Annotated in this window: 20 protein-coding genes and 2 pseudogenes; 11 read left to right on the top strand and 11 right to left on the bottom strand. The window is 70.7% G+C overall.

Annotated features, from left to right (window positions below; translation table 11 throughout):
* Nucleotides 1-201: 201 nt before the first annotated feature.
* A pseudogene (locus AC067M_RS10150) lies at nucleotides 202-330 on the top strand (protein kinase family protein); the annotation flags it as partial.
* A 388-nt stretch (nucleotides 331-718) separates the two neighbouring features.
* Here AC067M_RS10150 and AC067M_RS10145 read toward each other — a convergent pair.
* Entirely contained in the window at nucleotides 719-1480 is a 762-nt protein-coding gene (locus AC067M_RS10145) for a phosphoglyceromutase (RefSeq protein ID WP_478696549.1), read from the bottom strand.
* A gap of 216 nt (nucleotides 1481-1696) precedes the next feature.
* On the opposite strand from AC067M_RS10145, the gene AC067M_RS10140 reads away from it, so the two are divergent.
* Nucleotides 1697-2956 carry an MDR family MFS transporter gene (locus AC067M_RS10140; protein ID WP_478696548.1) on the top strand — a complete coding sequence of 420 codons (1260 nt, stop codon included), beginning with the start codon at nucleotides 1697-1699 and terminating at the stop codon, nucleotides 2954-2956.
* A 39-nt stretch (nucleotides 2957-2995) separates the two neighbouring features.
* Here AC067M_RS10140 and AC067M_RS10135 read toward each other — a convergent pair whose 3' ends face one another.
* Entirely contained in the window at nucleotides 2996-3463 is a 468-nt protein-coding gene (locus AC067M_RS10135; RefSeq protein ID WP_478696547.1) for a DUF2000 family protein, read from the bottom strand.
* A gap of 49 nt (nucleotides 3464-3512) precedes the next feature.
* Here AC067M_RS10135 and AC067M_RS10130 point away from each other — a divergent pair, with 49 nt between their 5' ends.
* Nucleotides 3513-4328, top strand: a complete 816-nt coding sequence (locus AC067M_RS10130) for a helix-turn-helix transcriptional regulator (RefSeq protein WP_478696546.1) — start codon at nucleotides 3513-3515, stop codon at nucleotides 4326-4328.
* A gap of 24 nt (nucleotides 4329-4352) precedes the next feature.
* Nucleotides 4353-4895 (top strand): hypothetical protein, encoded by a 543-nt coding sequence (locus tag AC067M_RS10125; RefSeq protein WP_478696545.1) that lies wholly within the window; start codon nucleotides 4353-4355, stop codon nucleotides 4893-4895.
* 71 nt (nucleotides 4896-4966) lie between these two features.
* On the opposite strand, the gene AC067M_RS10120 is transcribed toward AC067M_RS10125, so the two are convergent.
* Nucleotides 4967-5473 (bottom strand): type III secretion system chaperone family protein, encoded by a 507-nt coding sequence (locus AC067M_RS10120; RefSeq protein ID WP_478696544.1) that lies wholly within the window; start codon nucleotides 5471-5473, stop codon nucleotides 4967-4969.
* A complete protein-coding gene (mshA, locus tag AC067M_RS10115; protein ID WP_478696543.1) occupies nucleotides 5466-6803 on the bottom strand; it encodes a D-inositol-3-phosphate glycosyltransferase in 1338 nt (445 codons plus the stop codon). Before mshA ends, AC067M_RS10120 begins: the two co-directional genes overlap by 8 nt.
* Before the next feature lie 240 nt (nucleotides 6804-7043).
* On the opposite strand from mshA, the gene AC067M_RS10110 reads away from it, so the two are divergent.
* From AC067M_RS10110 to AC067M_RS10100, 3 genes are all read left to right on the top strand, one after another.
* Entirely contained in the window at nucleotides 7044-7862 is an 819-nt protein-coding gene (locus tag AC067M_RS10110; protein WP_478696542.1) for a class I SAM-dependent methyltransferase, read from the top strand.
* A 232-nt stretch (nucleotides 7863-8094) separates the two neighbouring features.
* On the top strand, nucleotides 8095-9207 hold the full coding sequence (locus AC067M_RS10105; RefSeq protein ID WP_478696541.1) for a C40 family peptidase: 1113 nt from the start codon (nucleotides 8095-8097) through the stop codon (nucleotides 9205-9207).
* 327 nt (nucleotides 9208-9534) lie between these two features.
* Nucleotides 9535-10839 (top strand): PP2C family protein-serine/threonine phosphatase, encoded by a 1305-nt coding sequence (locus AC067M_RS10100; RefSeq protein WP_478696540.1) that lies wholly within the window; start codon nucleotides 9535-9537, stop codon nucleotides 10837-10839.
* 116 nt (nucleotides 10840-10955) lie between these two features.
* On the opposite strand, the gene AC067M_RS10095 is transcribed toward AC067M_RS10100, so the two are convergent.
* The 3 genes from AC067M_RS10095 to AC067M_RS10085 all read right to left on the bottom strand — a co-directional run bounded on the left by AC067M_RS10095 (nucleotide 10956) and on the right by AC067M_RS10085 (nucleotide 12687).
* On the bottom strand, nucleotides 10956-11288 hold the full coding sequence (locus AC067M_RS10095; protein WP_478696866.1) for a DUF2516 family protein: 333 nt from the start codon (nucleotides 11286-11288) through the stop codon (nucleotides 10956-10958).
* Between the two features lie 137 nt (nucleotides 11289-11425).
* Nucleotides 11426-12100: a hypothetical protein gene (locus AC067M_RS10090; RefSeq protein WP_478696539.1), complete on the bottom strand. Its 675-nt coding sequence runs from the start codon at nucleotides 12098-12100 to the stop codon at nucleotides 11426-11428.
* A 77-nt stretch (nucleotides 12101-12177) separates the two neighbouring features.
* On the bottom strand, nucleotides 12178-12687 hold the full coding sequence (locus tag AC067M_RS10085) for a helix-turn-helix domain-containing protein (RefSeq protein WP_478696538.1): 510 nt from the start codon (nucleotides 12685-12687) through the stop codon (nucleotides 12178-12180).
* Between the two features lie 231 nt (nucleotides 12688-12918).
* On the opposite strand from AC067M_RS10085, the pseudogene AC067M_RS10080 reads away from it, so the two are divergent.
* Nucleotides 12919-13069 (top strand): annotated as a pseudogene (locus AC067M_RS10080) (NTP pyrophosphohydrolase); the annotation flags it as partial.
* Nucleotides 13070-13104: 35 nt separating this feature from the next.
* Here AC067M_RS10080 and AC067M_RS10075 read toward each other — a convergent pair.
* The 3 genes from AC067M_RS10075 to nadC form a co-directional block, all read right to left on the bottom strand.
* Nucleotides 13105-13398, bottom strand: coding sequence for a DUF1330 domain-containing protein (locus AC067M_RS10075; protein ID WP_478696537.1), 294 nt, complete (start codon nucleotides 13396-13398; stop codon nucleotides 13105-13107).
* A 385-nt stretch (nucleotides 13399-13783) separates the two neighbouring features.
* Entirely contained in the window at nucleotides 13784-14641 is an 858-nt protein-coding gene (locus tag AC067M_RS10070; RefSeq protein ID WP_478696536.1) for a PhzF family phenazine biosynthesis protein, read from the bottom strand.
* Nucleotides 14629-15522, bottom strand: a complete 894-nt coding sequence (gene nadC / locus AC067M_RS10065) for a carboxylating nicotinate-nucleotide diphosphorylase (protein WP_478696535.1) — start codon at nucleotides 15520-15522, stop codon at nucleotides 14629-14631. Before nadC ends, AC067M_RS10070 begins: the two co-directional genes overlap by 13 nt.
* A gap of 442 nt (nucleotides 15523-15964) precedes the next feature.
* On the opposite strand from nadC, the gene AC067M_RS10060 reads away from it, so the two are divergent.
* The gene (locus tag AC067M_RS10060; protein WP_478696534.1) at nucleotides 15965-16333 is read left to right on the top strand and encodes a winged helix-turn-helix transcriptional regulator; all 369 of its coding nucleotides are present in this window, start codon (nucleotides 15965-15967) and stop codon (nucleotides 16331-16333) included.
* A 525-nt stretch (nucleotides 16334-16858) separates the two neighbouring features.
* Here AC067M_RS10060 and AC067M_RS10055 read toward each other — a convergent pair.
* Nucleotides 16859-20617, bottom strand: a complete 3759-nt coding sequence (locus AC067M_RS10055) for an nSTAND1 domain-containing NTPase (protein ID WP_478696533.1) — start codon at nucleotides 20615-20617, stop codon at nucleotides 16859-16861.
* Between the two features lie 112 nt (nucleotides 20618-20729).
* Between AC067M_RS10055 and AC067M_RS10050 the strand changes: the two genes are divergently transcribed.
* The gene (locus tag AC067M_RS10050) at nucleotides 20730-21944 is read left to right on the top strand and encodes an acyltransferase family protein (RefSeq protein ID WP_478696532.1); all 1215 of its coding nucleotides are present in this window, start codon (nucleotides 20730-20732) and stop codon (nucleotides 21942-21944) included.
* Between the two features lie 335 nt (nucleotides 21945-22279).
* Nucleotides 22280-23530 carry an aminoglycoside phosphotransferase family protein gene (locus AC067M_RS10045; RefSeq protein ID WP_478696531.1) on the top strand — a complete coding sequence of 417 codons (1251 nt, stop codon included), beginning with the start codon at nucleotides 22280-22282 and terminating at the stop codon, nucleotides 23528-23530.
* Nucleotides 23531-23536 lie beyond the last annotated feature (6 nt).

Genomic DNA, 23536 nt, shown 5'->3' with positions numbered 1-23536 from the left:
AGGCCGCCCACCTCATGCCCAGCAGCCGGGACCGCGCCAGGAAGGCGCTCGGTGAAGCACTTGGGCCGCCGCGGGACCCGGCGCATTGAGGGCCCACAGTGGGCCCAGGCCGTGAAAACGCCCCCGATCCGCGCCATGAGCGCAGGTCGGGTCACCGACCAGGCAGCGGCCGAACCAGTGAACCTGAAACCACGTCAACCCGCCCTGGCGAGCGGCAAGCGCCGACCTGTGAACGCGCCCGGAGAGCTGGGCGAGTTGCTCGACGCGATGCTCAGCCATGCTCCGAAGGACCGGCCGACCATCTACGAGGTGACGAAGGCCCTGGGCTGAAGGTGCCCTGCTACGCCTCTTCCTCGGCGTCAGCCTTACCGGGCCGCTCCGCGACGAACGAACCCAGGCCGACCTCGGCCACTGTCAGTGCCTCTTGCTAGCTTGCTCGTCAAGACCGGTCGGAGAACCCTTGAGGTCCGCGGTCAAGGGGGGTGGGCACAAAGGTCCCCGGGTTCGCCTCGGGACTGTGAGCTTAAGGCCGTGGCATCCACCCCCCTCCTCAAGCCTCGCGAACAACCTCCACCCAGCTCCCATCCCGTCTGCCGTCGCCCCACACACCGTGGAGCGGGCGTGGTTCCTGGCGTCCAGGTGGAGCGCGCTGCCCAGCCCCACCAAAAAGCCCCCGCCCCGCGAGAAACTCGCAGGTCGGGGGCGTATCGGCGTCGCGTTACTTCTTCTTGCCCTGGTTCTTGACCGCCTCGATAGCCGCCGCAGCCGCCTCCGGGTCCAGGTACTTCCCGCCCGCCGTCACCGGCTTGAAGTCCGCGTCGAGCTCGTAGTACAGCGGGATGCCCGTCGGGATGTTCAGGCCCGCGATGTCGGCGTCGGAGATGCCGTCGAGGTGCTTGACGAGGGCGCGCAGGGAGTTGCCGTGGGCGGCCACGAGGACGGTGCGGCCCGTCAGGAGGTCGGGGACGATGCCGTCGTACCAGTACGGGAGCATGCGGATGACGACGTCCTTGAGGCACTCCGTGCGGGGGCGCAGCTCCGGGGGGATCGTCGCGTAGCGGGCGTCGTCCGACTGGGAGAACTCGGTGCCGTCCTCGAGGGGCGGGGGCGGGGTGTCGTAGGAGCGGCGCCACAGCATGAACTGCTCCTCACCGAACTCCGCGAGGGTCTGGGCCTTGTCCTTGCCCTGGAGGGCGCCGTAGTGGCGCTCGTTCAGGCGCCAGCTGCGGTGGACGGGGATCCAGTGGCGGTCCGCGGACTCCAGGGCGAGCTGCGCGGTGCGGATCGCGCGCTTCTGGAGGGACGTGTGGACGACGTCGGGCAGCAGGCCGGCGTCTTTGAGCAGCTCACCGCCTCGGACTGCCTCCTTCTCGCCCTTCTCGTTGAGGTTGACGTCCACCCAGCCGGTGAACAGGTTCTTCGCGTTCCATTCGCTCTCGCCGTGGCGGAGGAGGATCAGCTTGTACGGTGCGTCGGCCATGCGTATGAGCGTAATCCAAGGCTTTGGGGCCCGGTACGGCTGCCCGAAGGGCGGACCAGCGGCGGACCAGCGGCACATGAGGAGCGGACTAACAGCGGGCCACGAGCCGTCAGTTGACGGAAATCGTTAATTGAGTGGCCTCCGACAACATCGCTCTCGTAAGTTGTGATCACCGCCTGAGCTGCTTACCCGCTGACACCCGTGGGGGGATCCGCCATGTCCGTCGCCACCCTGAGACGTGCCGCCCGCGAGACCGTCTCCGGGCTCCCCCGTGAGTTCTGGTGGCTGTGGACCAGCACGCTGGTCAACCGGCTCGGTGCGTTCGTCGCCACGTTCATGGCGCTCTACCTGACGCTCGACCGCGGGTACTCCGCGTCCTACGCCGGTCTCGTCGCCGCGTTGCACGGGCTGGGCGGTGTCGTGTCGTCGCTCGGCGGGGGCGTCATGGCCGACCGGCTCGGGCGGCGGCCCACGCTGCTCGTCGCGCAGGCCTCCACGGCCGCTTCCGTCGCACTGCTGGGGTTCGTGCACGACCCCGTCGCCATCGCCGGCGTCGCCTTCCTCGTCGGCATGGCGTCGAACGCCTCGCGGCCGGCCGTGCAGGCGATGATGGCCGACATCGTGCGGCCCGAGGACCGGGTGCGGGCCTTCTCGCTCAACTACTGGGCCATCAACCTCGGCTTCGCCGTCTCCTCCATGGCCGCCGGGTTCATCGCCGAGTTCAGCTATCTCGCCGGGTTCCTGATCGAGGCCGGGATGACGGCGTTGTGCGCGGTCGTGGTCTTCCTGAAGGTGCCCGAGTCCCGGCCGGTCCCCGAAAGCGGCGCCAAGGAGGCCGGCGACGACGTCGGTCTCGGTACAGTCCTGCGCGACGGTCGCTTCATGGGCGTCGTCGGTCTGTCCTTCCTCGTCGCGTTGATCTTCCAGCAGGGGTCGGTCGGTCTGCCCGTGGCCATGGGCGACGCCGGGTTCACGCCCGCCGACTACGGCATCGCCATCGCCGTCAACGGGGTACTGATCGTCGCGCTGCAGATCCCGGTGACCCGGTTCATCGAGCACCGGGACCCCAGGCGGCTGCTCGTCGTCTCCTCCCTGCTCGCCGGATACGGCTTCGGGCTCACCGCCTTCGCCGGGTCTGTCGGCGTCTTCACCCTCACGGTGTGCGTGTGGACGCTCGGCGAGATGCTCAACGCGCCGACACAGACCGGCCTCGTCGTCCGCCTGTCGCCGGTGCGGGGTCGCGGGCGGTACCAGGGCATGTACACGCTCTCCTGGAGCCTCGCCGCCCTCATAGCGCCCTTGATGTCCGGCCTGGTCATCGACCGGTTCGGAGCGGAGTGGCTGTGGGGACTGTGCGCCGTCATCGGCACGGTGGCCGCGGTCGGGTACGCGGCCCTGATGCGGCGGCTGCCCGCGGAGGAGCCCGCCACCCCGGCGCCGAAGACGTCCGCCGAGCCCGAGATCAGCCCGGCATGACCTGACGCCATGACGCCGGTACTCCCTCAGGCATCCGCCTCAGGGATGCATCCGCGCCCCCTTCAACACCTTGTCCACCGCGTTGCGCGGCCCGTACAGCGAGATCCCCACCAGGTCCAGCTCCCCCGTCGGCACCGCCCGTACGGCCGCCCGGTTGTCCCGGTCGTTGCCTGTCGTGAACAAGTCGCTCGTGAAGACCGCGCGCGGCAGCGCACGGGACAGCACGCGCGCGTGGGCCGCTGTCAGCGTCTCCTTCGTGCCCTCGAAGACCAGCACCGGCTGGCGGAACATCGGCAGGTAGCCGACGCCGTCTGCGTCCTCGTACGGCTCCCCGATCACCTCGGGTGCCGCCGTGCCGAGGCCGCTGACGAGGAACGCGGTGACGTTCAGGCGCTGCCAGGGCTCCAGGTCCTCCCTCAGCAGGACGGCGATCTTGGTGTCGAAGCGGATCGGTTCAGTGCTCGTGGTCGTGGTCGCAGTTGAAGTCGTGGTCGTAGTCGTGCTCATGCACTGAGACTGCCGACCGTCGTACGACACCGTCTTGTACGTTCTTTGCATGGCGGCCAACCCAGCGGCTCACCAGGAAGTCTCCGCCTGGCGCCCCCGGATCCCGGGTGTCGTGGAGGTCTTCCACGCCCACTTCACCGAGCACGCCTACCCGATGCACGTGCACGAGGCGTGGACGCTGCTCATCGTGGACGACGGCGCCGTACGGTACGACCTCGACCGGCACGAGCACGGCACTCCGCACGACACGGTGTCCCTGCTGCCGCCGCACGTCCCGCACAACGGCTCGCCCGCCACCCCGCACGGCTTCCGCAAGCGGGTTCTCTACCTCGACGCCACCCATCTCACCGACGACCTCATCGGGCCCGCCGTCGACGCGCCCGACCTGAGGGATCCCGTACTGCGGCGGCGGGTGGGCCAGTTGCACGCGGTGCTGGCCCGGCCCGGCGACGAACTGGAGGCGGACAGCAGGCTGACGCTGATCGGGGAACGGCTGCGGGATCATTTCCGGCGCACGGTAGGGGCCCCGCGCCCCGACCCCGCCCTCGCGCGCCGGCTGCGCGAACTCCTGGACGCGTGCGTCGTCCAGGGCATCTCCCTGGAGCGGGCCGCCGATGTCGTCCAGGCCCATCCCGCCCATCTCGTACGGGCGTTCAGCGGCGCGTACGGCATCGCACCGCACCAGTACCTCACCGCCCGCCGCGTCGACCTGGCCCGTCGGCTGCTGCTCGACGGGCGGCCCCCGGCGGAGGTGGCCGCGGCGGCCGGGTTCTACGACCAGGCCCATCTCACCCGTCACTTCCGGAAGGTGGTGGGGGTGACGCCGGGGAGGTACGGGGATCGGCGGAAGCCGTACGTCCGCTGAGGACCGGCGGATAGCGTCGTATTCATGGATGAGACACAGAACTCACAAGGCGTACACGAACCGCAGGAGTCCCCCACCTCGTCCGCCCGGCGCACCCTGCGGGTCCGGCGTGCCTCGGCCGCCGTCGCGGGGGCGGCGGCCCTGGTGGCCCTGAGTGTGGGCGTGGCCCTCGCGGCCACGTCGAACGGGAGTCCGTCGCCCGAACCGAGCTCCTCGTACAGCGAACCGCAGGGCGACCAGCCCGACGGCGGCAGTGGCGGCACCGTCGGAAGCAGCGGCGGAGGCGACGGAAGCAGCGGCGACGTGCCGAGCCCGAACCCCAGCCAGCCCTGGCCCAGCCCGACCACCGATGTGAGCGACCCGCCGACACCGTCGGACGACCCGGGCGCCCCCGACCCCAGCAACCCGCCGGCCGACCTGGACGAGATCAACCGGCGCATCACGGAACTCGACCGGAAGGTCGACCAGCTGCCCACGAAGAAGGAACTGGCCGACGCGCTGCGTGCCTTCGCCGATCAGCTCGACAAGCCCGACCGACCCGACCCCGAGCCGTCCCGTCCCGAGTGACCCGGCTCGCTTGATCAGGTCAGGCACCCCGGGCCGGCCGCCGGCCCGGGGTCAGGCGGTCGGCGCTCGCCTCACTCCCCCGACCCGGCCCGCCGCGTCAGGTGCGCGAACGCGTCCAGGTTGCGGGTCGATTCGCCGCGCGACACCCGCCATGCGTACTCCTTGCGGATGGCGGTGGCGAAGCCGAGTTCGAGGAGGGTGTTGAAGGCGCCGTCGGCGGCTTCGAGGACCTGGCCGAGGAGGCGGTCGATCTCGTCGGGGGTCACGGCGGAGAGGGGGAGCTTGGCGGTGACGTAGACGTCGCCGAGGTGGTCGACGGCGTAACTCACGCCGTACAGCTTGAGGTTGCGCTCCAGGAGCCAGCGGTGGACGCCCGCCTCGTTCTCGTCGGGGTGGCGGATGACGAAGGCGTTCAAGGAGAGGGAGTGGCGGCCCGCCAGGAGGGAGACCGTCGTCTTCAGCTTGCGGGTGCCGGGGAGCTGGACGACGTAGGTGCCGGGGCCGGGGCTCTCCCACTCGAGTTCGGCGTCCGCCAGGAACTCCTCGATGAGCTGTGCGGTCTTCTCGACATCACCCATGGTGGGAGCGTACGCGACGACGGTGGGCCTGGATCGCGGCCGTGTAGACGTCGGCGGTGGCGGCGGCCGAGGTGTCCCAGCCGAAGGACTGGGCGTGCCGGGCGGCGGCCGCGCCCATACGGGACTCCAGCCCCGGGCGGTCGGCGAAATCGGCCAGCACGCGCGCGTAGGCGGCGGGTTCGTGGCCCTGGACGAGGAAGCCGGTCTCCCCGTCGCGTACGGCCACCGGCAGGCCGCCGACGGAGGCGGCGAGCACCGGCGTGCCGGTCGCCTGTGCCTCTATGGCGACCAGGCCGAACGACTCGCTGTAGGAGGGGACGACCAGGAGGGACGCGGCGCGGAACCAGTCCGCCAGCTGGTCCTGGCCGACGGGCGGGCGGAACCGTACGACGTCTGCGATGCCCAGGCGCGCGGCCAGCTTCTGCAGGCCCTCCGGCTTGGCGAGGCCGCTGCCGCTGGGGCCACCGACCACGGGGACGACGATGCGGGAGCGCAGCTCGGGGCGCTCGTCGAGCAGCACCGCCACCGCGCGCAGGAGGATGTCGGGCGCCTTGAGGGGCTGGATGCGGCCCGCGAAGAGCGGGACCAGGGCGTCCTGCGGGAGGTCCAGACGGGCGCGGGCGGCGGCGCGGCCGTCGGCGGGGCGGAAGCGGTCGAGGTTGACGCCGGGATGGACGACGGCGACCTTGTCGGGGTCCGCGTGGTAGTGCCGTACGAGTTCGTCGGCCTCCTCCGCCGTGTTGGCGATGAGGCGGTCGGCGGCGTCCACGATCTGGGTCTCGCCGATGACGCGGGCGGCGGGCTCGGGGGTGTCGCCGTCGGCCAGGTTGGCGTTCTTGACCTTGGCCATGGTGTGCATCGCGTGCACCAGGGGGGCGCCCCAGCGCTGGGCGGCGAGCCAGCCGACGTGGCCGGAGAGCCAGTAGTGGGAGTGGACGAGGTCGTAGTAGCCGGGGCGGTGGCCGGCCCACGCCTGCATCACGCCGTGCGTGAAGGCGCACAGCTGGCCGGGGAGCTCCTCCTTGGCGAGGCCCTCGTAGGGGCCCGCGTCCACGTGGCGGACGAGCACGCCGGGGGCCATCTGCACGGAAGGCGGGAGGGCGGCCGTCGTGGCCCGCGTGAAGATCTCGACCTCGATGTTGAGGGCGGCGAGGCGCTGGGCGAGCTCCACGATGTAGACGTTCATGCCGCCGGCGTCACCGGTGCCGGGCTGGTGGAGGGGGGAGGTGTGCACGGAGAGCATCGCGACGCGGCGGGGGCGGCGGTGCAGGCGCAGCCGCGAGGGTGCCGCCGGGGAGCGACGCCCGAGCCTGCTGGCGTAGTGGCTCACCTGGCGTTCCTCCTTGCTGCGGGCAGGCGGGAGGAGGGTGGGCGACACCCGGCCGACAGCCCTCCAAGGGGGTGCAACACCGGAGGAAGCAGTTGCCATTCCGTCTGTCGCATTTTTTGCCGGGGCATTACCAGACTTCGCTCAACCGTTCGAGCATGAGGTGTGTCACGAGAGGCCGTGGCGTGCGTCACGTGGCGCTTCGCCGCTTACTCCCCTCCTCCTCCGCCTACCCTCATACGCATGCCATCCCGCACCGCCCCCCGCCCCGTGGGCACGGTCACGCGCGGGACCACCAATCCGAACCGGCTGCGTCGCATGGACCGCTGGATCGCGGCGGCGCACGGCGGTGAGCTGAGGCGGGCCGGCGATCCCGTCGCGGTGGACCTCGGGTACGGAGCGGCTCCCTGGACCGCCGTCGAACTCCTCACGCGTCTGCGCTCGGTCGCACCGCACGCGCGCGTGGTGGGCGTCGAGATCGAACCGGCCCGGGTGGCGGCCGCGCGGCCGTACGCGCGCGAGGGGCTCGCCTTCCGGCACGGCGGCTTCGAGATCCCGATCCCCGAACGACCGCACCTCGTGCGCGCCGCCAATGTGCTGCGGCAGTACGACGAGGACGAGGTCGCCGCGGTCTGGGAGCGGCTGCGCGCGCGGCTCGCGCCGGCCGACCCGGCACGGGGGACGCGGGGCGGGCTGCTGGTCGAGGGGACGTGCGACGAAATCGGGCGGCGGCACGTGTGGGTCGCGCTCGGCCCCGAGGGCCCGCGCACGGTGACGTTCGCGACCCGGCTGGGCTCCCTGGAGCGGCCCTCGGACCTCGCGGAGCGCCTGCCGAAGGCACTCATCCACCGCAACGTTCCCGGCGAACCCGTGCACGCCTTCCTCCGCGACTTCGACCGCGCCTGGGCGGCCGCCGCGCCCTACGCCTCGTACGGTGCCCGCCAGCGCTGGATCAGGGCGGTACGGGACCTCACGGCCGACTGGCCCGTGACGGACGGGCCGGTGCGCTGGCGGCAGGGGGAAGTGACGGTGCCGTGGGGGGCGTTGGCGCCGCGCGCCTGACGCCGGCCGGCACGCTGCCCGCCCTCTCTGACCTGCCGGGAACGATCTCCGTGAGTCGTTCGTCACACAGGCGGGGAGCAGGTGGGGAGATCGCCCCGCGGGGGAGGAAAAAGGGCAGGGAGCGGGGAGGGAAACGAGGGAAGCCTTTCCCCTGTCGTTTTGCGCCGTGCCATGGCACGATCCCTCAGGCGGCCGTATGTTACTGACGGTTAATCAGTTTGGGGGACGAGGTATGGGACGGGGCAAGCGCGGCCTTCTGGCGATGGCTGTGACCGCCGTCTGCGCGGTCACCGTGCTCGGGGCACCCGGCATGGCGTTCGCGAGCCCGCTCCGTACGCCGACTCCGGCCGGCACGCCGTCGCCGACCCCCACACCGCCCTCGACCACCCCGGCCCCGGCCCCCAAGCCCGGCAAGGACCTCGAGGCCGTCCGCGAGAGGCTGGACGCGCTCTACCACGACGCGGCCGTGGCCACCGACGCCTACAACGCCGCCGAGGAGAAGGCCGAGAAGCAGTCGGCCGAGATCGTCGCGCTGGCCAAGAAGATCGTCAAAGGCCGGGAGAGGCTGGACGAGCTGAAGGACCGCGCGGGCGCCGCGGCCCGCTCCCAGTACCGCACGGGCGGACTGCCCGACGAGGCACATCTGATGCTGAGCGACAACCCGCAGGCGTTCCTGGACGGCGCGGGCCGCGTACAGCAGGGGCAGCGCGCCACGAAGGGGCTCCTCGCGGAACTGACCCGCACCCAGCAGGACATGGAGCAGTACTCCGCGGACGCCTCCGCCCAGTGGCAGAAGATGGAGTCCAGCCGCAAGACCAAGGCCGAGGCGCAGAAGGAGATCGAGAAGCAGATCTCGGCGGCCGAGAAGCTCGAGTCCCAGCTGGAGAAGAAGGAGAAGGAACGCCTGGCCCAGCTGGAGAAGGAGGCCGCCGACAAGGCGCAGAACGCCTGGCTGGACTCGGGCGCCGTCGAGGAGGTCGGCGGCACGGCGACCGAGCAGGGCCAGAAGGCCGTGCAGTTCGCGACGGCCCAGATAGGAAAGCCGTACGTGTGGGGCGCCGAGGGGCCGGATTCGTACGACTGCTCCGGGCTGACCTCACAGGCATGGGCGGCGGCCGGCCACGGCATCCCGCGTACCTCGCAGGAACAGTGGCGGCAGTTGCGGCACATCGACGTCAAGGACATGCGTCCCGGCGACCTGATCATCTACTTCGACGACGCCAGCCATGTCGCGATGTACATCGGCGACGGCGCCATGGTCCACGCCCCCCGGCCGGGGCGGACCGTGACGATCGCGGGGGCGGGCTCGATGCCGATCCTGGGCGTGGTGCGGCCGGACGCATGAGGTCCGGGGCATCCGGATGCGAGCCGCGCCAATTCGGACCATACGACCCATCTGGCTACATATTGCGCGGAGATGAGACCCGGACCACGTGACCTAGCCCACGCAAATCGGCCACCAAACCCCGGGTGGACGTGACCTTCGTCATCCCTCCCTGGTGACCTACCTGTCCAACTGCGCTCCATAAAGCGGCATATGACAGTGGCCTGACGTGAAGCCGGGTGTCTCACGCCATTCCGCTGCGGCACTCTCTACCGCTATGGTCCCCGTCGGTGGGGCGAGGTCCCTCGCCCTTGCCAGCCCTCGGGGGGAGGGAAGGAACTCAGGACAATGCCCGTACCAATACCGCGGCAGAGAGCGATCCCGGCCGTGGAGTGTGGTCAGGCGCAGGCCGCGCCGGCAGGCGTCGCTCCCTCCAAGGAAGAAGCCACGAGCAAGGAAGACGTGGCCGACGGTGCCACCCAGACGAACCTGACACTGCTGCTGATCGAGGACGATCCCGGCGGCTCGCCGATCGTGCCCGATCTGCTGGACTCGGCCGGCAAACCGATCCGCGTGCGCACCGCCCGCAACCTCACCGAGGCCGAGCGACTGCTCACCGACGACGTCCACTGCATCCTGCTCGACCTCGCGCTGCCCGCGCCCGGTCGTGACGCGGGCGACGACGAACTCGCCGTACTCCGGCACGTACTGGAGCTCGCGCCCCGCCACGCCGTGCTGGCCCTCACCGCGTCCGGCGACGCCGAGCGCGGCGCCGAGGCGGTGCGCGTCGGCGCCCAGGACTACCTCTTCCGGGACGAACTGGACGGACGGCTGCTGAGCCGCGCGATCCGGTACGCGGTGGAGCGCAAGCGTTCCGACTCCGCCGAGCGGCGGCTCGCCGAGGGCCGGGTGCGCGCCCAGGAGAACCGTCGCCTGGAGCGGGGCCTGCTGCCCACGCCCCTGCTGGAGGGTTCCTCGCTCCGCTTCGCCGCCCGCTACCGCCCCGGCCGCTCGCGCGCGCTGCTCGGCGGTGACTTCTACGACACCGTGCGCACGCCCGACGGCACCGTGCACGCCATGATCGGCGACGTCTGCGGGCACGGTCCTGACGAGGCCGCGCTCGGTGTGGAGCTGCGCATCGCGTGGCGGGCGCTGACGCTCGCGGGGCTGTGCGGCGACGAACTGCTGGGGACGCTTCAGCAGGTCCTGGAGCACGAGCGCTCCGACGAAGAGATCTTCGCGACGGTGTGCACGGTGGACATCGCACCGGACGGTCGCCGTGCGGGCCTGTGCCTGGCCGGCCATCCGGCTCCGCTGATCGCCCGTCCCGGACGGCCCGCCCAGCTGTTGCCGTACGACAACAACGGCCCCGCGCTGGGGCTGCTGCCGGGTGCGCGCTGGCCGCGCATGCAGGTGGAGCTGGGCTCGGAGTGGAGCCTGATGCTGTACACCGACGGGCTGATCGAGGGCCGGATCGGTGAGGGCCGGGAGCGGCTCGGTCAGGACGGCATGGTGTCACTCGTGCGCCGGCAGCTGTCCGAGGGGTTGCGGGGAGAGGAGTTGCTGCGGTCCGCGGTGAACGAGGTGCGCCGGCTCAACGGGGGAGAGCTGACGGATGATGTGGCCGTGCTGATGTTGGAGCGCGCGGGCTGAGACGGAGTCTCGCCGTCGCTGATTGTGTTGTGCGCCGGCTGTTGGTGTGTTGTGGCTGGTCACGCCCCGCGGCGGAGCCGTGTACCGGTACTGCCCCGCGCCCCTTTCAGGGCGCTTCAGCGACCGCCGTTCCAAGGCCCATAAGGTCCGTCGCTGCTCGAGCCTCTGCGGCTGCGGCCGCCGCCCGGGAGGCCTCGCAAGGCCGGGCGCACATCGACCATGTACACGATGGTCGCCACCAGTCCGATGATGGGCAGGAACGACAGGATGTTGAAGATCAGGTTCACCACGAAGGCGAGACCGAGGATGATCAGCCAGAACGGCTTGGTCTTCTTGTCGGCCGCGCGATAGGCGTCCTCGCGGCGCGTGGCGGCGTCGATCAAGGCAAAGCCGCTGAAGAGGATCAGGGCCACACTCAGCAGCCACATGAACCCCGCGAACCCCTGCATCAGCACAACGTCCACCACCTGTATCGGCTCGTCACTACGCGGTCACCGTACCCGCAACCGCAAGCCCACTACCCGGAACAACGGGCCGGACACTGGGGAAGTGCCCGGCCCGTCGCCACTGATCCGACGCGTTGGCGTCACTTGGCCGGCGGCGTGGTCTTCTTCGCGGTGGTCTTGCGGGCGGCCGGGGCCTTCTGCGCGGCGGGCTTATTCGCCGGGGCCGGCTGGGCCTTGGCCTCGGCGGGCTTCGGCACCGCCTTGACCGCGGCCGGCGCGGGCTTCGCCTCGGTCTTCGGCTCGGACTTCTGCTCGGCCTTCGGCGCGGGCTCCGGCTCGACGACGATGGCGAGCTCCTCGATCTCGTCGGCGGCCTCGCCACGCCAGGTGCGCACGGCCTGCTCACCGTGCTCGGCGACCTTCTCGTAGGTCTCCCGGGCCTTGACCGCGTACTCGGCGGCGACACCGACGCTGCGCAGGGCGAAGTCCTGGGCGGTCTCGCCGATCTTCTTCAGGTCGGCGTCGAGGTTGCTGCCCAGCTTCTTCAGGTCGACGTCGATGGTGCCGATGAACTCGCCGACCTTGGACTGGATGGTCTCCTGCGCCTCCTTGGCGCGGGCGGCGGCCTTCTCCTGCACGGCCTTCGGGTCGGTGCTGCGGACGGCCTCGAAGCGGGCCGGGGCCTCGGTGCGCAGCTGCTCCACCAGGCCGGGCACCTTCTTGGCCTGCTGGAGGGCCAGGTCGGCGGTGCCGGCGGCGAAGTAGAGGGGGGTCGGGTCGGTGAGGGTCTTGCGCAGGTCGTCGGTGATGGCCATGGTGATGGTCCTCCCGGATTCACGTTCGGCTGAGGGTTTTGGTGGTCCGCAGTCGGGCGGCCGGTCCCCTGGTCCGGTCAACTGGCCGTCTGCTGCGGATCGGCGTCGCTGCCGTCGGTCGTGCGGGTACGGCGTACGGCGGTGCCGTCGTCGGGTGTGCGGGTTTCGCGTATCGCGGCGTCGCCGTCCTGGCCGCCCGACGCGCCGTCGCTCTCCGCGCTGCGGACGGCGACGACCTCGAATCCGTTCTCCTTGCGGAAGGACTCGTAGATCTGGAGCAGCGCCTGCTTCTGCTGCTCGGTCAGCGTGGGGTCGGCGAGGATGACGGCGCGCGTCTCGACCTCGTCGCGGTCGCGCTCGGCGTCGAGGATGCCGGCGCGTACGTACAGGGTCTCGGCGGAGATGCGCAGGGCCTTGGCGACCTGCTGCAGCACCTCCGCGCTCGGCTTGCGCAGCCCGCGCTCGATCTGGCTCAGATACGGATTGGACACCCCGGCGGCGTCGGCGAGCTGCCGCAGCGACAGCTGCGCGTTGCGCCGCTGTTCGCGCAGGTACTCACCGAGATTGCCGACGTTGAGCGATGCCATGCCTCCACCTTGCACCATCGTCGCTAACTATTGCAAGCACCTGCTTGCAATAGTGCGCCACACCACCCTCCCCCGGGTGAGGCTGAGCACGATAGGTGTCGTATTTGCAGGACAACTGTCGTCATCCGCCTCCGGCCTCCTGGTGCAGGTGCTTTGGGGCCAGCCTCCGCGAGTCGCCGAGAAACGGCGTTGTCGGTGGGCTCTGCCAGGGTGTGCGTCGTGGATGAATCAGTGGAGCGTGTCGACGGTCGAGATCGCGTGCTGGGGGTGGTCAGCCGTCGGGAGGCCATCCGAGGGTTGGCTGCACCGGGTCGCCGTGACGGTGTGTCGTGATGAGCGTGGACGGATCCTCGTCCACCGACGGTCGGAGCAGGTATCGCGCCGGCGTCGTGTTCCTCCCTGACGCGGCATCGGTCGTCAGTCGAGGCCTTCGATGATGCGGAAGTCGCGCTCGACGCCGTCAGCAAGTACGGCCAGCGCCTCCTGGTAGGCCGCACTCTCGCGTGCGGCGACCGCCTGTTCGAAGCTGTCGAACTCGACCAGGACGGTGCGCTCGGCGATTCCGGCGTCGTGTGCGACGACCCGGCTGCCGAGGGAGAGCGTCCGCCCGCCCGCGGCCTTGACGGCTGGACCGGCCAGCTTGTCGTAGGCAGCCACCTTCTCGGGGTCTGCGATGGTGCGGTAGACGCTGACCCAGTAGCCCTTGGCCACGGTACCTCCTGTGTTCGGAATTGATGATCAGAAGCATGCTCAGATCCATGGCCGGCGCGCTGTGGGTCAGCGAGCCGACGGAGACGGCGTCGAAGTCGGACGGCTTCGATCAACCGGCTGGGGCTGCGATCGGATTGGTCTCGGGTGAGCGTCGGCGGGCGAGGACGAGCCAGAGCCGGTCGAGTCGATGACCGGCCTCGCCGGAAGGGCGGCGGCCTGAACTTGAACGAAGAGGAGCCGACAAGTAGGTACGAGTCGCACCAGTACGGCGTGATCGGCCATCAACCCTGAGCCGCTGCCGCAGATGCCGCCAGAACTGGCCGGGCTCTCACCGGAGCAGTTGGACCTGCTGCGCACAGGCACCCTCGCCTTGAGCGCGCGGGCCTCATCGCATGACCGTGCGCGCGATCGCTGCCTGGCCGCCGACTCGGATCCGGTGTCCCGTGCGGTCGCGGTGGACGGTCGCTGTGATGGTGGACGGGCTGCCGAGGTGGTCACCCATGTCGACAGCGAGGCGGTGTGTGCCGAACCCGGCAGCATGCGCTGCCAGGCAGGCCGTGCTGTTGGCGTTGGCGATGTCCTCGGGGACGCCGATCGACGGGGCGAACATCCGGGCTGCTGCTCGGCCGTGTCGGTCCGGGGGCGAGTAGGCGTAGCAGCCCAGCAGACCATAGCGGTCACAGGCTGCGCGCAACAGGGTTGAGTCCGGCGTGAGTTCGGCCAGTGCGGCGCGGGATCGGATGGGCAGCAGAAGCCTCGGCCGTCCGTTCGACGCCACGCAGGCGTCGCCGGCGACCGCGTCCTCCGTCAGTCCGAGGCCGCCTGCGACTGCCCTCAGTTCGGGTCCACCGGCGCTGCGCAGGCTGACCGGGCCCGGGTCGAACGACGCGGTCAGGCCGTCACCGTTTCGGCTTGCCCGACCGTCGAAGCTGCGGTGGGCCGTACGCAGGACGGCGCGGTAGTCGTGGTCGCCGCCTTCGCGTTCGGCGAGCACGGCGAGGGCGGCGACGGTGCCGTGTCCGCAGGCGGGCAGTTCGCCCCGGGCGGTGAAGAACCGCAGTGTGTACGCGGGCTGACGACGCTCGATTCCGGTCGCGCGGAGGAAGACGGCGTGCGATGTTCCCCACTCCGTGGGAATGCGGCATCGCTCCTCGTCGGTGAACGGCGCGTCATCCAGAACGGCGGTCGGGCTGCCACCCGCGCCGTCTCGCTGACACGCGTCGACGACCGCTACCTCGGACATGGCACCGGGCCGGTGGTCAGCAGCATGGTCAGGTCCAGTGCGGGCGCGCTGTGCGTCAACGCCCCGACCGAGATGAGGTCGACGCCCGTCCCGGCGATGGCGGGAACTGTGTCCAGGCGGATGGTGCCCGAGGCCTCCAGCAGGATCCGGGAAGCGTCGGCCCGCCCGGCCCGGACCTTCACGACCTGCTCGATGTCGGCCACCGGCATGTTGTCGAGCATGATCCAGCGGGCTCCGGCGTCGAGGGCCTCGACGGCCTGGGTGACGGTCTGCACCTCGACGTCGCTCTCCACGGTCTGCCCGGTGCGCGCCATCCCGCGCCTGACCGCCTCGATCGCGGCGGTCACCCCGCCCGCCGCGGCGATGTGGTTCTCCTTGAGCAGGACCATCGCCGCGAGATCGAGGCGGTGGTTGTGGCCGCCGCCGGCGGTGACCGCGTACTTGTCCAGGGCGCGCAGGCCCGGCGCCGTCTTGCGCGTGTCCAGGATGCGCGCCCTGGTCCCTGCCACAGCTTGGACGTAGCGGTCGGTCAGCGTCGCGATGCCGCACATGCGCTGCAGGAAGTTCAGCGCCGTACGCTCCCCGGTGATCAGGCTGCGCGCCGAACCGGACAGGTGCACCAGGACCTGGCCGTCGGCCAGTCGGGCGCCGTCGGCGACGGCCGGCTCGACCTTGACCTCGGGGTCGACCTGCGCGAAGACCTCGGCGACCACGGGGAGGCCGGCGGCGACGCCGCTGTGCCGGGTGCGGATCTCGGCTGTGGCCGCCAGGTCCTCGGGAACGCTCCACACGGTGGTGATGTCCTTCCCTGACGCGTCCTCGGCCAGGGCGGCAGCGGCGGCGGCCCGTGCTGCCGCCGAGGGAAACTCGGTCGTGGTCATCTGGTCTCCAGCTCTGAGTGGACGTTGGCTTGGTGGTGGCAACCGCTGACGAGGCAGCACTGAAGTTCCGCTGGGCCGGTTCACAGGACCTGGTGGATCCTGCACTCGATCTCCCGCGTACCGGTCACCCGTCCCCCGCCACGAACAGGTTCCGGTGAGCCGTCCGTGCGACTCGGCGCCGACGTCGAACTCGGGGCACCTTGCGCATGTACCGGTCCTCCCGGCCGGTCTCGCCTCCGTCGACCCGGGCTTTCAGGAACGCCTCTCACCCAGGTCGTCGGGGCAGGTGCCACAACAGCCTCCTTCGTTTCGATTTCCGAAGCGGTCGCCGATGCTAGCGTGTCGGTATTCGAAGCATCAACTCTGGAAAGCTGGACATCCCCACATGGCAACACCCAGACCTGGCAACCCTGTTCGCGGCTCGACCACCGGCCGCCCCCTCATGGCCGCACTCGATCTGTTCGGGCGGCGGTGGAGTCTGCGCATCCTGTGGGAGCTTCGCGCGGGTCCGCTTGGATTCCGCCCCTTGCAGAAGCTGTGCGACGACATGTCCTCCAGCGTGATGCGGCAGCGCCTGACCGAACTGCTGGACGCCCAGGTGATTCACCAACTACCGGACAGCCGCTACGAGCTCACCCCGCTGGGACAGGAGGCGCGCCACGCCCTGAACCCCCTCGCCCGCTGGGCGGAACGCTGGGCGGCCACGATCGACCCGCAAGGGGCGGACCACACCGACGACCAGTCCGCCAGCCGCGTCTCACATCCGGACACCGTGGGCGCCGGGACGCCGGAGAGGGACTCCGTGGACTGACGCCCCGACTCGCATCGGAGGCGGGGCGAGGCCGCCGGGTCACGAGGTTGCCGCGGCTCGGCCGAGCGCCGGGGGGCAGGTGCGAAACCTCCGCCAATCCTTCTGCTTCGGATTTCGAAGAGGCAGCGTCCAGCCTGCGACAGTGCTTTGATATTCGAAGCACGCTTGGTCCGACTTCGATCAAGGGACGGCATGACTCAGCAGAACACCGACACGGAACGTTCCACCATCCTGTCCTGGAGGGAACCAGGGCCGCTCTTCGCCTTCAAAGGAGAACTGACGGGCCTGCAGTACTTGCAAGGCCTGGCAGCCGGCGAGATCGTGCCGCCGCCCGTCGCCAGGTACTCGGCATCACCGTGGAGAGCGCCGACTGCTCGTGGGGCATGACGTCAGCCGCGTTTCAGCGGTCGCCGACCGCAGTCTTACGAAAGGCCAGGTCGGGACGGGAAGATGACGACACCTACCGTGCTCAGTCTCACGGGTTTCGCGACCCGGGGTTGCCAAGCGTGGTGATGCGGCGAGGGCCTAGCGCGCGGTCGGCCGGCAGCCGGTTTCAGCGGACTGGTCGTGCAGGTAACGGGACCGTTCCACAGGGGTGAGCGTGGTGTCGACGGCCTCGCAGATGTCGCTGATGGCGCGGGCCGGGTCGGGCAGGTCCACCTTCCACAGCCCGACGGAGGTGCCCGTGCCGATGGCCAGGGTGCGTCCGTCCGGGCTGAACGCCACAGCTGAGCGCGAGCCGGTCGGCACGGTGATCCTGGTCCGGCTGGTGGCGAGGTCCCACAGCTGGACTTCGCCGGCGCCGCTGGTGGCCAGGGTGCGTCCATCGGAGCTGAAGGCCAGCGACGCCACCCCACCACTGACACCGAAGCTGTCCAGGAACTGACCGGTGCGCGCATCCCACGTCTTCACGAAGCCGGTACTCCTGGTCGCGGTGGCCAGGGTGTGCCCGTCCGGGCTGAACGCGAGGGAGAGCGAGCTCCGGGCGCCCGGCTCGATGGTGCGCTGTGTGCGGCCGGTCGCGGCGTCGAGCAGCGTGACCCGTTCGTCGCCGGCCTCGATGTCCACGACGGCGAGTGTGCGGCCGTCCGGGGTGAACGCCATCGCCCTGACGGACTGGCTGCGGCCGGTGCGGGCGGTGTGCAGCGCGCCGGTGGAAAGGTGCCAGATCCGCACCGATCCCTCCAAGCCGACAAGGGCGAGCCGCGTTCCGTCGGGACTGAAGACCGCCGTATCGATTCCGCCCAGGGCACGGCTTCGGAGAAGGCGGCCCGTGGCGACATCCCGGACCTCGATCACCCGGTTCTTGACTGTCCTGGCAGCCAGGGCGCGCCCGGTCGGGCTGAACCCCACGGCCCCGAGGCGGACAACCGGGAAAGGCAGCTGCTTTCTCCGGGGTGCCGGGTCGGTGTCGAGCGCGAGTGCGGCTTCACGATCGCCGGTCCTGACACCCCAGAGCTGTACCGACCCACGGCCGGGCGGCCCTTGGTGAACCGTGGCCACCGTGCGTCCGTCCGGACTGAATGCGATGTCGGCGACGGGCGTGTCGGCACGGCCCGGCAAAGTGGTCTGCGGGTGATCGGCGGACAGGCTGTGGACGCGGATGGTGGGGTCCAGGTTGCTGCTGGTGACCAGGATGCGGCCGTCCGCGCCGAGGGCCACCTTCATGGCCCCGCGTCCGTGGTGACCGGCGGTCACGGCGGCCCGTGCTGTGCCGGAGACGGTGTCCCACACCCGCACCGTGTCCCCGAGCCCCGGGATGGCGAGGGTCCGCCCGTCCGGGGCGAAGGCCACCTCGTTGAACCCGACGGGACCGCCGCCCCTGATGGTGCGCCGGACGATGCCGGTGGCGACCTCCCGCAGCCGCACCAGACCGTCGGCGCGGACAACCGCGTAAGTTCGGCCGTCAGGGCTGAAAACCACCGCATCGCCATCGAGGCGGCCAGGGCTTGAATCCGCCGCATCGCCCTCGATTCGGCTGTCGTGGGTGGTCCGTGTGCGGCCGGTGGCCACGTCCCACACCCGCACCTGTCCGCTGAGGCTTGCCGCGGCGACGGTACGTCCGTCGGGGCCGAAGGCGACCCTCTGCGGGTCGGGGAAACCGGTGAAGCTGTGCCGCCCGCGGCCGGTGGCCACGTCCCACACCCGTACAGCCGCCGGGGAGGAGACGGCCACGGTACGGCCGTCGGGGCTGAAGTCCATCCCGCGTACCGAACCGTCGGGGACGGCGAAGGCGTTGAGTTTCCCGCCGGTGACCGGATCCCACAGGCCTACCGACCCGCCGGTGTCACCGGCGGTAGCGACAGCGAGGGTGCGTCCGTCGGGGCTGAACGCCACGACTTCGCTGATGCCGCGGCCGGTGAACGTGTGCCGGAGCCGGCCTCCGGGCAGGTTCCAGATCCGTACTGTGCCGTCTCCGCTGTGGCTGGCGAGCGTGTGTCCGTCCGGGCTGAGAGCGAGGGAATACACGGGTTTGCTGCCGCTGATCAGGCGCTTGCGCAGCGGCAGCGCCGCGGCGGCGTACAGAGCGGCGGCGGCTTCGCGGGTCGGGCTGGTGCGGTAGGCGTGGACAGCGAGCAGTGAGGCGAGGTCGGGTTCGGTGTCCAGCAGTGCACGGGACTGGGCGGCCAGTTGCCGGGACTGGGCCAGGTGCTGGGCGGTGACCGCGCTCTGCCACTGCCGCACGGCGAGGCCTGCGGCGACGAGGGCGAGGCACAGGGCGGTCGTGACCGCCGTGAGCATCAGCCGGTACCGGCGACGGCCCTTCAGCTCGTGGCCGCGGCTGGCGTCGAGGAAGGCGTGCTCCAAGTCGGTCAGGTCCTCGCGCGGTGCGCCGCCGAAGTGTTCCTGGGCGACGGCGAGCCGGCTCCCCCGGTACAAGGCGCCCATGTCGCGTCCCAGTTCCTGCCAAGCGTGGGCCGCCTCGGTCAGGTTCCGGTGCGCGCGCAGGCGCTCGCGGTCCTCCTCGATCCACCCGCGCAGCCGGGGCCAGGCCGTGATCAGGGCCTCGTGGGCCATCTCGACCGTGTCGCCGTCCAGGGTGAGCAGCCGCGCTCCGGCGAGTGCCTCCAGCACCTGAGCAGTGTCGTCCCGGCCGGTGCCGGGCACTTCCGCGCGATCGACGGGACGGCGGGTGTCGGGGGTGCCGTCGCCGGGGGCGACCATGCGCAGCAGCACCCGGCGGGCGGCCGTCGCCTGGTCTTCATCGAACCGGCCGTAGACCTCCTCGGCGGTCTTGGCGATCGCGCCGTCCAGGCATCCGGCCGCCTCGTAGCCCGCCATGGTCAAGGTCTTGCCGCGGCGGCGGCGCCAGGTCTCCAGCAACGCGTGGGACAGCAGCGGCAGCCCGCCCGACGCGTCGGCGACCTCCTTGACCAGCCGGGTGGTCAGGGCGCGTTCCACGGTCAGCCCGGCGGCCGTGGCCGGCTTGACGACGGCGTCGCGCAATTCCGCCGGGCTCATCGCACCGGCCAGCAGATTGGCGTCGCGCAGCGCGTCGGCCAGGTCTCGGTGCTCGGCGCAGCGGCCGTAGAAGTCGCCGCGCACCGCCAACAGCACCCGCAGGCGGCTCTCGGGCTGGCGGGCCGTCAGCAGCAGGTCGATGAAGTCGGCGCGCTCGGCCGCGTCGTGGCAGAGGGTGAAGACCTCCTCGAACTGGTCGACGATCACGAACGTGTCCGTCCCGGTGCTGCCGTGGCCGGGAACCGCGGGTGTGAGGAGGGCCGCATGGGTGCGGGCGGGACGTTCGCCCGGTGTCAGGATCCGGATCGCGGCCGGACGCAGGTCCGGCTCCTTGGCCTGCCGGAGGACAGGTATCAGGCCGGCCCGCAGCAGGGAGGACTTGCCGCTTCCGGAGGGGCCGAAGACCGCCGCGAACCGCCGACGGCGCAGCACGTCGACCAGGTCGGCGGTGAGCTGGGCCCGGCCGAAGAACAAGGCGCTGTCACCGGTCTCGAACCGTGCTAGCCCCCGGTACGGCGCGCGTGATCCGTCGTCGGCCCGAGAGCCGTCACCGGCTGACTCCTCCACCGCCTCCTTCCACCGGGCCTCCCACTGCGCCGTCTCGCCGCCGCAGGCCCGCACATAGGCCAGGACCACCGGCAGCGTCGGCAGCTGCTCGCCCGCCGCCGCCTGCGACAGCGTGGTCACCGAGTAGCCCGCCCGCTGGGCCAGAGCCCGGTACGTGATCCCGTCGGCATCCGCCCGCAGCTTGCGTAACTCGAACGCGAACCGCTGCACCGGACCCGCCGCCGGATCCACCGGCACCTCACGACGACCCGCCACACCCTCACCCCCGCCAGCTGCCCATTGTTCGGCCGCCAGAACGGTACTGCCGAACAATGCTCCGGCCGCTGAACTCGGTGAGGTGACCGCAACAACACGATTACTGAGAGCCATGACGGCGGCCGGTCCGTCGCGGTTGGGTTGGCTGGACGCATTGCGCGGCATCGCCGCACTCGTCGTGGTGTTCGACCACTCGTCGTACACCTTCATGGGGGACTTCCGGCGGGAGTTGATGCCGCAGTTCAATACCAGCCGCTACGGCATCATGGTGTTCTTCCTGGTGAGCGGCTACATCATCCCCGCGTCGCTGGAGCGCCGGGGCTGCGTCCGGACGTTCTGGATCGGACGGATCTTCCGTGTGTACCCGCTGTGGGCGGCCGTCGTCATGGTGCTCCTTGCCATCGACTTCTCGGGCCTCGCGGAGCTGCGTGACTTCGGCCGGCAGAGCGCTGTCACGGTGGCACTCGCCCACCTCACCATGCTCCAGGAGTTGCTGGGGACACCGAATCTCCTCCTCGTCCTGTGGACGCTCTCGTACGAGATGTCCTTCTATCTGCTGGTCGTCGCTCTCTTCACGGTCCGCGTTCACCAGCGGTCCGCGGGGGTCGCCGTCGTCTTGGCCGTGCTCGCCGCTGTGAGCGTGACGGCAGGGGTCGCGCTGCCGACCTCCGCCCTGTCCGGCATGGTCGGCACCGGTCCGCTGATCGCGTTCGCCTCGATCGCCATGGGGGTCGCGATCTGCTGCGCGAGCGCCAGGTCACCCGTGCTCCGGGGGTTCGGGGGTGTGGTGGGTGGCGTGCTGGCGCTCGTCCTGGTCCTGTTCAACGGCACGGTCCCGCTGTGGGAGGGCCTGGTGATCCTCGCCGTGATGTTCCTGGGAACCGCCGTCTACCGCGCCGAGAACGGTCAGGGCACCTGGCGCTGTGCGGCCGGCGCCGCCGTCATGGTGGTCGCCTGTGCCGTGGGGAGTGCGTACCTGTACGGCGACGGTGACCACTTCACACGGCGCGGCTGGATTGTCGCGTTCCTGCTGGCTGTGCTCACCTTCGGCGCCGGACTGGCGTCGCGCCACCGGCGCGTACCGCGGATGCTGACCGGACTGGGCACGATCAGCTATTCGGTCTACCTGGTGCATCCGGTTCTGCTGGCGGTGATCGACAGCACGATCGGCCGACGGTGGCAGGACAGTCTCGCGCTCGAAGTGGCGTTCTTCACCGTGCTGCTGCCCCTGTGCTTGCTGACCCAGCATTACATCGAAGCACCGAGCCAGACGTGGGGCCGCAGGTTGGTACATCGCATACAGCCACGTGACGAGCGAATGAGGTGATCAACCGCAGCTTGAGGGACCTGTGTTGTGGGAGTGGCTTGAGTGGGATGTGAGGTGCGTGCGCTAGCATGCGCGGACCGAATGAGCAACCGCTCCGGTGTGTGCGTATGGGATGGCGAACAAAACAGGCCAGCCTCGAACGCGCCTCGTGCAATACCCGCGCATGCCTGACGCAAAAGAGTGGCCGGCGCGCGGAGTAATCACCAGGTGTTTACCGTTGCCATACCGTCCGTCACATCCTCGTCTCGTCACCGGAGCGGCCAGTGGGCGCACCTCCTCCTCCCCGTCCCGTGCACGGGGGCCGCCCCGCGCCGTACGGGATCATCGGCGAGTTCGTGGGACGAGCCGTGAAGCAGGGGCGGGAAAGCGGCGGGAACCACAACCTGAACCACGTCCTGCCGGCGACGGAGCGGGTCGCGCCGCTGCTGGGTGTGGAGCCGGGTACGCCCGTGATGGTGCGGGCCCCGCGCCCCGGGACGCTGCCCGTCGTGATCCGCACCTGGGAGAACGAGCCGACGATCCTCGACGCGATCGGCGGGACGCTGCCGTATGTGCCGCGCTGCCTCGCCAGGGGCCACGGCTTCGCCATCCACACGTACGCGGAGGGCGAGCCCCTGTCCGCCGTCTGCCCCAACGACAAGCCCGTCGACTCCCTCCGCGTCCAGGAGCTGGCCGGGCTCCTCGCCCGCACCACCCAGGTGCGCCGCGCCGCGCTGCCGCCGCTGCCCGCCGTCTGGCCCCGCGACCTCACGGACAGCCAGGGCTTTCTGCGGACGCTGGCCCGGCTCGCCGACGAGCAGGTCCGCAAGCCCAACTGGCCCGTCTTCGGCGGCCTGTTCAAGGCACTCGGCATCCCCGAGGACGCCCTCGTCCGGCTGGCCGGGCGGGTGCCGTCCATGGCGCGGCGGCCGTACGGTCTGCTCCACACGGACCTGCACCGGGACAACGTCATCGTCGAGAGCCGTTCCGAGGGCACCTCCCTGCTCCTCGTGGACTGGGAGCTGGCCAGCTACGGCGACCCCCTCCACGACCTCGCCACCCACCTCGTCCGCATGCGGTACCCGAAGGACCAGTGGAACGAGGTCACCGAGGCCTGGGCCCAGGCCGTGCAGCAGGTCCGCCCCTCCGCCGCCAACGGCATGTGCCGGGACCTCTCCCGCTACGTCGACTTCGAGAAGGCGCAGTCCCTCTACCCCGACGTCATGCGCGCCGCACGGTCACTGGAGGACGCGCCCGGCGAGGCGGGCCTGGCCGCCGCCACGAAGCAGGTGCTGCGCGCCCTTCGTGCGGCGGCGCGGCCCCTGCGCCTGAGGAGCGTGCCGGACGCGCCCGTGATCGAGCGGGCCCTGTTCCGCTGGCTGGCCTCACGCGACGCGGGCCTGCGCACCCATCGCGATCGGGCCGCACAGGTGTTCGTCCTCGAGCCCGACCGCCGGCTCCCCCACCGCCCCGGCTTCCCCGCCCCCGCCGTACGCGACGCGCTGCCGGCCGAGGGAGCCGCTCCGGCGAACGTGGTCTTCAAGGGCACCGCTCCCACTCCTCGCGACAAGGCCATCCCCCAGGGAATTCTGGGGAGTTACCGGTGACTTCGG

It is taken from the genome of Streptomyces sp. NPDC043427 (assembly GCF_056436655.1).
The sequence above is the reverse complement of the archived record's forward strand: the minus strand, read 5'-3'. Positions and strand labels throughout refer to the sequence as shown.

Coding starts and splice junctions, on each gene's coding strand:
- AC067M_RS10095 (WP_478696866.1), bottom strand. CDS start 11,288: ATGCAGGGGTTCGCGGGGTTCATGTGGCTGCTGAGTGTGGCCCTGATC.
- AC067M_RS10120 (WP_478696544.1), bottom strand. CDS start 5,473: ATGGGTGATGTCGAGAAGACCGCACAGCTCATCGAGGAGTTCCTGGCG.
- AC067M_RS10085 (WP_478696538.1), bottom strand. CDS start 12,687: ATGGCATCGCTCAACGTCGGCAATCTCGGTGAGTACCTGCGCGAACAG.
- AC067M_RS10100 (WP_478696540.1), top strand. CDS start 9,535: ATGCCCGTACCAATACCGCGGCAGAGAGCGATCCCGGCCGTGGAGTGT.
- AC067M_RS10145 (WP_478696549.1), bottom strand. CDS start 1,480: ATGGCCGACGCACCGTACAAGCTGATCCTCCTCCGCCACGGCGAGAGC.
- AC067M_RS10070 (WP_478696536.1), bottom strand. CDS start 14,641: ATGTCCGAGGTAGCGGTCGTCGACGCGTGTCAGCGAGACGGCGCGGGT.
- AC067M_RS10105 (WP_478696541.1), top strand. CDS start 8,095: ATGGGACGGGGCAAGCGCGGCCTTCTGGCGATGGCTGTGACCGCCGTC.
- AC067M_RS10140 (WP_478696548.1), top strand. CDS start 1,697: ATGTCCGTCGCCACCCTGAGACGTGCCGCCCGCGAGACCGTCTCCGGG.
- AC067M_RS10135 (WP_478696547.1), bottom strand. CDS start 3,463: ATGAGCACGACTACGACCACGACTTCAACTGCGACCACGACCACGAGC.
- AC067M_RS10060 (WP_478696534.1), top strand. CDS start 15,965: ATGGCCGCACTCGATCTGTTCGGGCGGCGGTGGAGTCTGCGCATCCTG.
- nadC (WP_478696535.1), bottom strand. CDS start 15,522: ATGACCACGACCGAGTTTCCCTCGGCGGCAGCACGGGCCGCCGCCGCT.
- AC067M_RS10090 (WP_478696539.1), bottom strand. CDS start 12,100: ATGGCCATCACCGACGACCTGCGCAAGACCCTCACCGACCCGACCCCC.
- AC067M_RS10130 (WP_478696546.1), top strand. CDS start 3,513: ATGGCGGCCAACCCAGCGGCTCACCAGGAAGTCTCCGCCTGGCGCCCC.
- AC067M_RS10050 (WP_478696532.1), top strand. CDS start 20,730: ATGACGGCGGCCGGTCCGTCGCGGTTGGGTTGGCTGGACGCATTGCGC.
- AC067M_RS10125 (WP_478696545.1), top strand. CDS start 4,353: ATGGATGAGACACAGAACTCACAAGGCGTACACGAACCGCAGGAGTCC.
- AC067M_RS10110 (WP_478696542.1), top strand. CDS start 7,044: ATGCCATCCCGCACCGCCCCCCGCCCCGTGGGCACGGTCACGCGCGGG.